Origin of the sequence: Psychrobacter sp. JB385 (genome assembly GCF_900163785.1) — a bacterium.
GTDB lineage: Bacteria > Pseudomonadota > Gammaproteobacteria > Pseudomonadales > Moraxellaceae > Psychrobacter.
Genome location: NZ_FUKN01000012.1, coordinates 34,566 through 47,073, shown reverse-complemented (window position 1 = coordinate 47,073; position 12,508 = coordinate 34,566). Strand labels below are relative to the sequence as shown.

The following is a 12,508-nucleotide window of genomic DNA, read 5'->3' as shown; positions in this document are numbered from 1 at the left end:
AGCAGTTGAGCAGTACGGCAATCTTTGTGGTGCTGCTTCATCGTTTTTATAGAAGCATTATTTTGTGGATACTCAATAATCATTCGTACGATTTATTGAGAGACTCCTCACCATATATCAAAAATCAAAAGTAAGGAATAGCCATGTGCGGAATTGTAGGGGCAGTTGCTGAGCGTAATATTGCCAATATTTTATTAGAAGGTCTCAAACGTTTGGAATATCGAGGCTATGATTCTGCTGGTTTGACTGTGATCCGTGATGGCGAACTACACCGCGAACGCCAAGTAGGCAAAGTTCAGGCTCTAGTCGATGCGGTAGCTACCAATCCAGAACTGTTCGACGGTCATATTGGTATCGCTCACACACGCTGGGCGACTCATGGGGAACCAGCCCAACGTAATGCCCACCCTCACGTTTCAGGCAAGATTGCTGTGGTTCACAATGGTATCGTTGAGAACTATGCTGAGCTCAAAGAAGACTTGCTTGCGAAGGGCTATGAGTTTACCTCACAGACAGATACCGAAGTCGTTGCGCACTTGATTCATGATATTTATAAACAAACGCCTGACTTACTAGAAGCCGTTCGCAAGGTCATTCCATTGTTACATGGCGCCTTTGCCCTAGGTATTGTACATATTGACTGTCCTGAAGAATTGATTACCGTACGCCTTGGCTCACCATTAGTCATTGGTGTGGGTATTGGCGAGAATTTCATTGCTTCAGATCAATTGGCCTTGTTGCCTGTGACCAACCGTTTTATGTATTTAGAAGAAGGCGATATTGCCAAGCTGACTCGTAAAAGTATTCAAGTCTTTGCCGATGGTGTGGAAGTGAAACGTCAAATACATGAAATTGACGCGACACAGCACAATGCCGATAAAGGTGAGTTTAAGCATTATATGCTCAAAGAAATCTATGAGCAGCCAGATGCAGTCGCTCGTACTATCGAGATGGCGGTAGACAATGGCGACACAGTCAAATTACGCGATGATTTTTTACAGCGTCATGAAGCACAGCTATCAGGTATCCGCAACGTACAAATTATTGCTTGCGGTACCAGCTATCACGCAGGTTTGGTCGCAAAATACTGGTTTGAGAGCTTGATTCGTGTGCCCTGCTCGGTTGAAGTGGCCAGCGAGTTCCGTTATCGCAATCCAGTCGTGGTTGACCATTCGCTGGTGATTTGTATTTCGCAATCAGGCGAGACAGCGGATACTTTATCAGCCTTGCGCGACATTCAAAAGCACATGCCTACAGGTTTGGTAAGCTTGGCACTATGCAACGTCCCTACCTCGTCGCTTGTGCGTGAGACTGATATTTTCTTACCGACACTGGCAGGACCTGAGATTGGCGTCGCTTCGACCAAAGCATTTACAACCCAATTAGTCGCTTTGATGCTATTAATCTTAAAAGTAGGGTCAACTCAGCAGCGTATGACTCAAGAGCATTTAACGACACTGATTGATGAGTTACAGCAGCTACCAGGTCAGTTGTATGCCAGCTTGCACCTAGATGCGCCTATTCAAGCGATGAGTGAGCATTTTGAAGATAAGAGAAGTTGCTTGTTCTTAGGTCGCGGGTTACAGTTCCCAATCGCTTTGGAAGGCGCGTTAAAGCTTAAAGAAATCTCTTATATTCATGCAGAAGGTTATGCCGCAGGCGAGCTAAAACATGGTCCTTTAGCGCTGGTTGATAGAGATATGCCTATCGTTGTACTTGCGCCTAAAGACAGTATGTTTGATAAGTTAAAAGCCAACATGCAAGAGGTACATGCTCGTCACGGTGAGTTGTTTGTATTCGCTAGCGAAGCCAGTCAGATGATCGCAGAAGACCGTTTGCACGTGGTGCATGTGCCTGATGTGTGCGAAACGCTAGCGCCTATCGTCTACAGCGTACCCGTACAACTGTTGTCGTATCATGTGGCAGTGATGCGTGGCACGGACGTTGACCAGCCACGTAACTTGGCAAAATCAGTCACGGTTGAATAGTTTAAGATATTGATTTATATAATATTTTTACTATTCAATTACTTGTCATACTGAGTAATTATCTGTCATACTATTGTACTACGATAAATCCTTCGCCATCTGATCTTTCAAGATGACGAAGGATTTTTTGTATATGACGAATGAGCAAAATATCAATCCTTTAAATCATAATGGCAGCGATAGCATGAGCACGGAAAATATAGATATCGAACCCGATAGCACCGACCAAATAGAGATTATCTATGAAGATGAATTTTTGGTCGCGATTAACAAGCAAGCAGGTTTATTGGTGCATCGCAGTTGGCTCGATAAAGGCGAGACGCGCTTTGCCATGCAGCTCACCCGTGATGCCGTCGGTTGCCATGTCTTTCCTGTACATCGATTAGATAGGCCGACATCAGGCGTGCTATTGTTTGCCAAAAGCTCAGCCGTGGCGCGTATCCTGACCGAGGCATTTACTGCGCATGAAGTATCCAAGCAATATATAGCCGTAGTGCGCGGATTTATGCCAAAGCAAGGTAGCATTGATTACGCATTGAGCTTCCAGCCCGATGCCATTGCTGACAAATTTGCCGATTGGGACAAACCTGCTCAAGAAGCCGTCACTCATTGGCAATGCTTGGCACAAGTGGAGCTACCCTTCGCTGTATCAAAAAAACATGACACGAGCCGCTATAGCCTTGTGCGCTTGATACCTGAGACTGGACGCAAGCATCAGCTACGGCGACACATGAAACATGTCTTTCATCCCATCATCGGTGATACCAGCTATGGCGATATACGGCAGACACGATTTTTTCGTAATTACTATGACTGTACGCGCATGCTATTACATGCTCAGACATTGGCGCTCAACCATCCGATCACTGATGAGCCGTTATTGCTAAAAGCGGGATTGGACGATCAATGGATGCGTATATTAGAAGCGTTTTCTTGGGTAGAGAGTATAGAAGCATAAACTAATATAAAATAAATAGCGAAAAAAGCCGAAATACCGCTACTAAAAGTTCGGTACCCTAGTGAGGACTAGAACCCTTGGCTGTGGGCTAGTGATAGCAAAGGTTTCATTTGCTAATATAGTCGCAATGTACTTCATTTTGTACATACAGTGAGCTTTTAGAGCATTATTTTTATTTATATAAGCGCTGCTATAGAGAAAGAAATGACAAATACACTCTCGATTAGATCTTACAATCATCAGACTAAAGGACACTCTCATGACTTTCATCAAATTGTTTTACCACTTCGAGGCGTTATCAACATTAAGGTTGAAAGTTATATTGGTAAAGTTACTCCAAGGGAATGTGTTGTAGTCAAGGCGCGTGAAAAGCATTATTTTAATGCTGAAGAAAATGCAAAATTCATCGTTGTTGATACAGATTTTTTACCAGATCATATTCTTGATTCAGAAAAAATTGTTTTTTCAATTAGCTCAACATTGTTATTGTTTTTAGAATTTGCTGAGAGTCAGCTCAAGCATCAAATCCACGCTGAAATTGAAGCATTGATGTTCACTACTTTTTACAGACTTTTAGAAGAACAAAAATTATTCGTTCAGTATGACCATAGAATTAGAGAGGTAGTGGACTATATTAATAACAACCTTTCTCATAACTTATCTATAGACGCTTTAGCAGGTATTGCTTGTTTGAGCGCTACACAGTTTAAAAAGAACTTTAAATCACAGACTGGTCAGACAGTAACTGAGTACATTACAGAGCTAAGAATGCAAAAGGCTCAAGCTTTATTACTACATACTGACTCACCCATTTCTATCATTGCTGAATTAGTTGGTTACGCTAATGTCAGTGCATTCAGTCGCCGTTTTTCAAAACATTTCGGCATTTCACCTTCTAGACTGTTCTAATTCAAACGCGTCTGACCAATCGACAAAACCGTCCAATCTGCACAATCTAGTATTAATAACTCTCTATAATAGTATTATTCAATATAACCTTGAGAGTAGCTATTATGTTGCAGGTGAAATCTAGTTTGAGCGCTGTTGTATTTGTGATTATTGCTAGCATTCTTTGGGGTACAACAGGTACTGTATCCGCTTTTACGCCTGAGGTCAGTCCTTTAGCAACTGGTGCATTTGCAATGGGTATAGGTGGTGTACTGCTAGTAGTAAACGCTAGAAAACACATAATGAATGATAAAATAAAATTAACTTCTCAGCCCAAGGCCTTATTAATAGGAGCGATATGTGTTGCCATTTATCCATTAGCTTTTTATTCTTCTATGCGTCTAGCTGGTGTCGCTATTGGAACGGTTATCTCAATTGCTAGCGCGCCATTTTTTACAGTAATAATGGAGCGTCTAATCAGCAATAAAAAGATTAATAAAAAATGGGTAATAAGTTTTCTATTTGGTGCCGTTGGTGTCAGCTTACTGACTATAGGAAAAACTAAAAATATTGACCTAGATATAGTGGCGAACCATCAAAAATGGGGAATATTATTAGGTTTGGTTGCAGGATTAACTTATGCCACCTACTCGTGGTCAGCACGGCACATGATAGAGACAGGAGTAGAATCTAAATCTGCAATGGCAAGTATGTTTGGTCTCTCCGCAATCGTATTGTTACCTTCATTACTATTTACAGGTGATAACCTATTTTTAGATGGTAAACATATAACAGCTGCCTTATACATGGCAATTGCACCTATGTTTATAGGGTACTTACTTTTTGGTCAAGCACTGAAAGTCATTGAGGCGAGCCAAGCTACGTTAATTACATTATTGGAGCCTATCGTAGCAACAATACTTGCGGTTATTGTTGTTGGAGAAGTCTTTTCTCCTATTGGTTGGTTAGGTATGTTTCTAATGATTATTTGTCTTTTACTACAAATAATTAAAGTTTCAACTCCGAGATATTTTAAGAGAAGTCATATTTTCTAAGAGTTTTGAGTATACCCAAACGGAACCCGTCACCTTACCTTTCAAACTTATTAATAAACCACCCAAAATAAACGAGATCAATAAAACCACTTATACCAAACTACTAAACTAGGCGTGATTTTCAATATTAAGCAACACTATATCGTCCTTGGTCTTCATATTTCAGACACACCAATCCAAATCCTTAAAACAACCCTTTATATAAAAAGAAGCAGCTCACCATCATAAGGAGCACCGCAAAACATTTTTTTAATAATGTTGGTGATAATTGGTGTGCGACTTTTGCGCCTACTTTTGCGGTAAAAAAGCTCATGATGCTGATACCCAAAAAGGCATAAATATGCACAAAACCAATCGCGTTGGGAATATCGACGTGATCTTTCATTCCAAAGACCATAAAACCAAGTGCGCCAGCAATAGCAATAGGCAGACCGCAAGCAGCAGACGTGCCCACTGCTTTTTGCATCACCACGCCATAACGCGTGAGATACGGCACGGTTAAACTGCCACCCCCAATACCAAAAATGGCAGACGCCACACCAATGCCTGCTCCTGCTGCCAGTTGCTTAGACGTCGATGGCAACACAGTATCGGCAGCGCTGACATCAGTAGCCAATCGCTTTTTGCCACCCGTAAACATGTTAAATGCCACCCACAGCAAAAACGTACCCACGATCAGCTGAAGATGAGTGCCTGAGAGTGCGCCTGCAATCCCTGCCCCAAAAAAGCAGCCAAGCGCCATGCCTGGTGTGAGATTTTTAAACACAGGCCACATGACGCCACCTTTTTTATTATGCGCCATGAGCGAGCTGATCGAGGTGACAATGATGGTTGCAAGCGAGGTGCCTAGTGCCAAATGCATGACGGTATCGGGACTATAGTCCATCTGGGTAAAAACGATAAATAACAGCGGCACAATGATCGTGCCACCACCTACCCCGAACAGACCCGCTGCAAAGCCTGCTACTGCCCCAATGATTAAAAAAATGATAAGTTCCACAGAATCGTTACTTTTGGTTGGATGATGAAAAGGGTTGGTTAAGCGCTTTCGACCTGACCCACTTGATGATATGCGCGATTAAAATAGACCAAGCTTTCGTCTGTCTCGCCTTCTTGTTCAGCATGTTTGATAGCAACGACGCGGCACATAAAAACGCTGTGCGTGCCCATTGACTGCACCTGCTCAATCTCACAATCAAAACTGACCAGCGCGTCTGCCAAGACAGGCGCGCCTGTGACTAACGTGCCCCAAGCGCCTTGTTCAAACCGCTCTTTAGAACACAATTTGGACGCAAAAGTGTTGGATAGCGACTCATGCCGTGCGCTTAGCACGTTAACGCATAAGGTTTTGTGATCAATAAAATGACCGTGTGAGCGCGCCGCTTGGTTCATACACACCAATAAGGTTGGCGGATTATCGCTAACGCTACAAACGGCGGAGGCAGTAAAACCGTGTGCGCCCGACTCCCCTTCTGTGGTAATCACGCTGACTGCTGTCGCAAGGCGCGCCATCGCGTTTCTAAAATCACTGGCTTCAATCATCATATATGTCCTAAATTTATCGCGCATCGTACGCTTAGCGCGCCAGCTCTTGGCGAACCAGTTCAGCACCAGCGCTTAGTGCTTTTAACTTACCTCGTGCCACGTCGCGAGACAACGGTGCCATGCCGCAATTGGTCGATGGGTAAAGCTTATCTGCATCCACGAATTGTAAGGCTTTTCGTAGCGTAGCGGCCACTTCTTCTGGTGTTTCAATGGTGTTGGTTGCCACATCGATGGCACCAATCATTACTTTTTTGCCGCGGATAAGCTCAATCAAATCCATTGGGACATGAGAGTTTTGGCACTCAAGTGACACGATATCAATCTTTGATTGTTGCAGCTTGGGAAATGCTTGTTCGTATTGACGCCACTCTGAACCCAGTGTTTTTTTCCAATCGTTATTGGCTTTAATGCCGTAACCATAGCAAATATGCACAGCGGTTTCGCACTTTAAGCCTTCGATGGCGCGCTCTAATGTGGCGATACCCCAGTCGTTTACGTCATCAAAGAATACATTGAACGCGGGCTCATCGAATTGGATGATATCCACGCCAGCGGCTTCTAATTCTTTGGCTTCTTGATTCAAAATTTTGGCAAACTCCCACGCCAATTTTTCACGACTTTTATAATGCCCATCATATAAGGTATCAATCATCGTCATTGGACCTGGAAGTGCCCATTTTATTGGCTTGTCGGTTTGCTGACGTAAAAACTTGGCATCGTCTACAAACACAGGTTTTTGGCGGCTTACATCACCAACAACTGATGGCACACTGGCATCATAGCGATTGCGAATGCGAACGGTCTCACGATTTTCAAAATCGACGCCATCGAGATGTTCAATAAAGGTGGTGACAAAATGCTGACGGGTCTGCTCGCCATCACTGACGATATCGACGCCTGCATGCAACTGCTCTTGCAGTGACAAACGTAACGCATCCTGTTTGGCTTCAATCAACTGCTCACCTTCTAACGCCCAAGGTGACCAAATTTTTTCAGGTTCTGCCAACCAAGAGGGTTTTGGTAAGCTGCCAGCAGTCGACGTCGGTAATAATATTTTCATTGTTAATGTGTCTCTTATCTATGTATTTTTTATATATGGGGAATGTCTTATCTCGGCCACTTTAGCGTATTAAGCAGCGTGCCTTTTGACCGTCTCTTTTTGGGCAGAGTAATTTGCTGCCCATTGCTCAAGGATGGACTGATATGGCTTGATAAACTGCTCTTCAGTAATTTTTCCTTGCTTCACCGCTAATTGGCTGCGCTCTTCACGGTCATACACAATCTGCGTCAGTGAGTAATCCTGATACTTAAGACTGGGTTGATAAACCTGACCTGCGGTAGAGTTGGCGTTATAGATTTCAGGTCGATAGATTTTTTGAAACGTATCCATTGTACTAATTGTACTAATCAGCTCAAGATCGGTGTAATCACTCAGCAAATCGCCTGCAAAATAAAACGCGAGCGGTGCTGCACTGCCTGTAGGCATAAAGTAACGAACGGTCAAACCCATTTTGTGGAAGTATTCATCCGTCAACGAATATTCATCTTGTCTATACTCCACTCCCAACACCGGATGCTGATTGTTGGTGCGGTGATAGGTTTTACTGGTTGAAACACTCAAGCAAATCACAGGCTTTTTACTAAAATTGGCTTGGTAAGCGTCTGAATTTAATAAATGCTGAAACAGCTTGCCGTGAAGATCCCCAAAATGCTCAGGTGGCGGCGAGGTTGGGTTTTTGTCAAAATGATCTGGCAGTACGATGCTAAAATCATAATCGCGCACATAAGACGAGAAGCTATTGCCAATCATACCCTCGATACGCTTATTGTCTTTATGATCGATAATGGTCGTCTTCAATGTTTCAATGACAGGAAAAGTGTCCCCGTTGCCCTTGATGTCCATGTTTGCAGAAACAATGTCAACTTCCACAGAATAGCGGTCCGCTGTCGGATTATCCCAACTCGCCAACGCATTAAAACGATTGTTTATCATTCTGAGTGTCTTACGTAGATTCTCTTGACGGTGCTCGCCTCGAGCCAAATTGGCAAAGTTCGTGGTTAGACGGGTGCTGTCTGCAGGATGATAGTTTTCATCAAAACGGATGCTCGAAATTGAACAAGTAAAATCGTTACTCATGGCAATTCACTACCTTATAATCAAATATGAAACCAAATTTTTGTATAAGGGAATTATGCCTGAATCAACACATGAATAAAAACGACTTAATTTGAACTAAAGATGAATAAAATTCATGTTATTAAATAAATTTAAACCAGACAATGTGAAAATCACAGTGCTATTGATAGTCTATCTGATAAAGAAAAATCTAATTGGAGAGTGAATGTAGGAGAAACAACGACAAATAATTGCTTGTTTATAAGCGAAAAGCGATGAGATAACTCTTATTCATAGGTATCTCATATCATTAGTTGTTTTAATCTTGTCTTAAACCGTAAGCTCTTTAACTATCAACTCATATCTAATGCATGATAGTTGACTATGACTAGTTGATATTAATTTCATAACTAAAATCTTCTGCCAATCCATACGATTCTCTGTACTCAATTGGATCACCTTTTAGGTTCTTGGCAACGCGGCATACTTTAACCAAATTTTCTTGTGCGTCATTGCCCAAATAAGCATCGACATACCCAGTGATAAAGAAAAGCTTTTCGACAGCAGACGAGACAAACTGTCCGCACGCCTTATAATAAAAAGGATATAAGAGGTTTTCGAAATCTTCGGGCGCTAGGTTGACAAAAGGCTGATACAGGCTTTTGGGTAACCAAATTTTTTCACTCAGCATGACCGTATTTTCGACGATACGCACACGTTCTATATAAATGAGTTCTTTGTTTTTACCGATATTCAGTTTTTTATTGATGGCATCGACACCTTCTATAGTCTCTACCTTTTTAACCACTCCAGTGGGAACGACATAGGAAGCCTCTTTATCACGGAACTTAAAAAACCTTGATAACGAGCTTTCAAAATTTGGTCGTTTTAGAAAAGTACCTCGTCCCTGCTGCTTCATGAGGACGCCTTCTTCTACCAGCTTTTCGACAGCTTTACGAACCGTTCCTACCGATACTTGATATTTATCTGCGAACTCTTGTTCGGTAGGTAGTGCGGTATTTTCGTCCCATTTACTTTCTGTCAGCAAAGTCTGGATATGCCACCGTACTTGCTCATACCGTGGCATTTTAAATTGTTTGAAGTTTTTTAACATTTTTTCCACCACAATAGAGAGCGTATTAAGCGCTGCTTAATCTCGTTGAGCGTTGTTAGAATCCCATAAGCAGGATCTATTTGATGACAGTATCTTAAGCTCTAAACAAGTTTAATACGTATCATTTTAATAGTAACACTCGATTGGTTTTTTATAGGCAATCTTATCTAATTAACATGTGCTTTTTTGCTATTATTTCATTCGGTCAATCGCACTTTTAAAGCTTATACGATTTTCTAATCTAGAACACTATTTGTCAATATTATCGTGACACTCTTTAATCCATAAAAATTGATATGGATTTTTATAGAATTCATGCAGTTAAGATCAAGGAGTAGTGATGACTCTCTACATTATAGCCGCCATTGTGATATCTATTGCACTGGGCTACACCACAAAAATCAATATTGGCTTATTTGCGATTGTCTTCTCATACCTGATCGGTTGCTTTGGTATGCAACTGAGCGCCTATGAAGTGATTAAGCTATGGCCACTCAAAATTTTCTTCGTTATTTTGGCAGTGACTCTCTTCTACAACTTCTCTCTTGCCAATGGTGCCTTAGAAAAACTGTGTGAACATTTGATATATAAATGTCGACGCTTTCCAGCATTTTTGCCTTTGGCTATTTTCTTTGCCGCCACGATTGTAGCCGCTTTGGGAGCTGGCTATTACACTGTGCTCGCTACTATGGCACCGATGATTTTGTTGTTGTCTCAAAGAACCAACTTGAATATTATTATTGCTACCTTGTCGGTGAACTATGGGGCACTTGCAGGGGCCAATTTTATCACTTCACAGAGCGGTGTTATTTTTCGAGAGCTTATGAGTGGCGCTGGCGTGGCAAATGACAATACCTTTACTTACGGTTTAGGAATCTTTGCGGCAACCTTTTTGATGCCTGTGGTTCTATTAGGTATTTATAGCTCTATCAATGCCAAATCTAGCAAAATAGCAATCCAAACCATCATACCAGAAGCGTTTGATAGTAAACAAAAAAAGTCTATCATGCTGATTTTTATTATGATGGCCACGGTACTCGTTGTGCCTATTTCAAACCTACTCATACCAAATGTAGAAACGATTGAGTTTTTGAACGCTCGGATAGACATTGGTTTTATCGCTATCTTTTTCGCTTTAGTCAGCTTGGTTTTGAAGCTGGGTGATGAAAAAACAGTGATTGCCCTAATACCGTGGAATACGCTCATTATGATTTGCGGCGTTGGTATGTTGATCAGTTTGGGTGTGGAGGTAGGGGTAATTTATGAGCTGACAGAATGGCTCAGTACCAATGTGCCTATTTGGTTGATACCCACTTTATTATTTATTATTAGTGCAATTATGTCGATATTTGCCAGTACACTTGGGGTTGTTGCTCCTACGCTATTTCCTATGGTACCCGCCTTGGCGGTAGCCTCTGGTTTGAACCCTTTTTTCTTATTTATCTGCATTGTAGTAGGGGCTCAAAGCTCATCCATCTCGCCTTTTTCATCAGGCGGCAGTCTCATATTGGGAGCCGCACAAGTACACATTGATAAAAATAAGCTTTTACATATTTTGTTGTTTAAAGCCGTACCTTTAGATATTGTTGTTGGCATAATAGCGATTTTATTTATCCAAATCGTGTTTTAACTGCTACTAAAAAAAGAGATTTATATGGATTACATGGATGCTCATGCACATGTATTTTTACACCATGAGACGTATCCAGCGACTGCGCGCTATCGACCCAACTATACCGCCAGTGTAGAGAGCTATATTGAGCAGCTTGATAAGCATGGCTTTTGCAAGGCCGTCTTGGTTCAGCCAAGTTTTTTGGGTACAGACAATAGTTATATGCTCAAAGCCCTTTTAAAATACCCTGAGCGCCTCAGAGGTATTGCGGTTCTTCCAAACACGATAGACACCTCTACCTTACGATCACTAGATCAACAAGGTGTGGTCGGTATCCGTATCAACCTGTTTGGTATCACCTGTCCTGATCTCACCAGCCCGCAATGGAAAGTTTTTTTATCGCAGCTGGCTGATATAAATTGGCAGGTAGAGATTCAAGCGCCGCCTGTTTATTTGATCCAGTTATTACCGATACTAAAACAATATAAACTCAATATTGTGATTGATCATTTTGGTCGATTCAATCCTATCAAGGGGGTGCAGGATCGAGAATTCCTTCAATTGCTAGATATGCTTGATCCCGATCAACACTGGGTCAAAGTCTCTGGCTACTATCGATTGGGAAACGAGATAGGCGTTCAAAATGCCAAGGATGCTCTCAAATTATTGATACAACGCAATATGAAAAATCGTCTGATTTGGGGTAGTGATTGGCCTCATACACAAAATGAGGGCCAAATCAATTTTACCAAAGCACTGACCACGTTCAAAAAAATTATAAATTGCGACGAATTGACCGCACAAATACTGACCACAAATAACACCAACTTGTTTACCTTTTAAACCGGTTGGCTGTTGTCATTTTATCATCGTCAGAACTGGGGTATTTTTTCATGAGCAGATCACATAAGCCATCGTTTCATGCCCGATTGCGACATACCATCTACTCATCGAAAATAAATAGTTATAAAAATATCGTGACTATACTCGGAAAATTTTCAGAGTGGCATACCTAAACAACTGATTTAAAGACCATTTGTCATGATTGATAGATGCCTTGTATTCTGTACTGTACAGAAGAAAAGCATACCGTTTTAGCTGTCATTAAACCATTTGATAACTCGCGTTCCGTTACTTTCTGCTTCATGACCTCAAAATAATATTCATACATACATACATATGTTTCTTGTCATTTCTAAAATATTCTGTTACTTTTGCATAACATTGAAAGC

11 protein-coding genes are annotated in these 12,508 nt (G+C 41.6%); 6 read left to right on the top strand and 5 right to left on the bottom strand.

Features of this window, described 5'->3' with window-relative positions:
- Positions 1–143: 143 nt before the first annotated feature.
- The 4 genes from glmS to CZ794_RS06525 all read left to right on the top strand — a co-directional run bounded on the left by glmS (position 144) and on the right by CZ794_RS06525 (position 4,889).
- Entirely contained in the window at positions 144–1,988 is a 1,845-nt protein-coding gene (glmS, locus tag CZ794_RS06540; protein ID WP_087040847.1) for a glutamine--fructose-6-phosphate transaminase (isomerizing), read from the top strand.
- 184 nt (positions 1,989–2,172) lie between these two features.
- Positions 2,173–2,946, top strand: a complete 774-nt coding sequence (gene truC, locus CZ794_RS06535; RefSeq protein ID WP_087040976.1) for a tRNA pseudouridine(65) synthase TruC — start codon at positions 2,173–2,175, stop codon at positions 2,944–2,946.
- A 204-nt stretch (positions 2,947–3,150) separates the two neighbouring features.
- Positions 3,151–3,855, top strand: coding sequence for an AraC family transcriptional regulator (locus CZ794_RS06530; RefSeq protein WP_087040846.1), 705 nt, complete (start codon positions 3,151–3,153; stop codon positions 3,853–3,855).
- A 104-nt stretch (positions 3,856–3,959) separates the two neighbouring features.
- On the top strand, positions 3,960–4,889 hold the full coding sequence (locus CZ794_RS06525) for a DMT family transporter (protein ID WP_087040845.1): 930 nt from the start codon (positions 3,960–3,962) through the stop codon (positions 4,887–4,889).
- Positions 4,890–5,073: 184 nt separating this feature from the next.
- Here CZ794_RS06525 and CZ794_RS06520 read toward each other — a convergent pair whose 3' ends face one another.
- The 5 genes from CZ794_RS06520 to CZ794_RS06500 form a co-directional block, all read right to left on the bottom strand.
- Positions 5,074–5,889: a sulfite exporter TauE/SafE family protein gene (locus tag CZ794_RS06520; RefSeq protein WP_087040844.1), complete on the bottom strand. Its 816-nt coding sequence runs from the start codon at positions 5,887–5,889 to the stop codon at positions 5,074–5,076.
- Between the two features lie 38 nt (positions 5,890–5,927).
- Entirely contained in the window at positions 5,928–6,431 is a 504-nt protein-coding gene (locus tag CZ794_RS06515; protein ID WP_087040843.1) for a flavin reductase, read from the bottom strand.
- Between the two features lie 34 nt (positions 6,432–6,465).
- Positions 6,466–7,494, bottom strand: coding sequence for a methionine synthase (locus CZ794_RS06510; protein WP_087040842.1), 1,029 nt, complete (start codon positions 7,492–7,494; stop codon positions 6,466–6,468).
- 69 nt (positions 7,495–7,563) lie between these two features.
- Positions 7,564–8,571 (bottom strand): DUF1852 domain-containing protein, encoded by a 1,008-nt coding sequence (locus tag CZ794_RS06505; protein WP_087040841.1) that lies wholly within the window; start codon positions 8,569–8,571, stop codon positions 7,564–7,566.
- 367 nt (positions 8,572–8,938) lie between these two features.
- Positions 8,939–9,664, bottom strand: a complete 726-nt coding sequence (locus tag CZ794_RS06500; protein WP_087040840.1) for a GntR family transcriptional regulator — start codon at positions 9,662–9,664, stop codon at positions 8,939–8,941.
- Between the two features lie 340 nt (positions 9,665–10,004).
- Here CZ794_RS06500 and CZ794_RS06495 point away from each other — a divergent pair, with 340 nt between their 5' ends.
- Positions 10,005–11,294 (top strand): SLC13 family permease, encoded by a 1,290-nt coding sequence (locus CZ794_RS06495; protein WP_087040839.1) that lies wholly within the window; start codon positions 10,005–10,007, stop codon positions 11,292–11,294.
- Positions 11,295–11,318: 24 nt separating this feature from the next.
- A complete protein-coding gene (locus tag CZ794_RS06490; RefSeq protein ID WP_087040838.1) occupies positions 11,319–12,119 on the top strand; it encodes an amidohydrolase in 801 nt (266 codons plus the stop codon).
- Positions 12,120–12,508 lie beyond the last annotated feature (389 nt).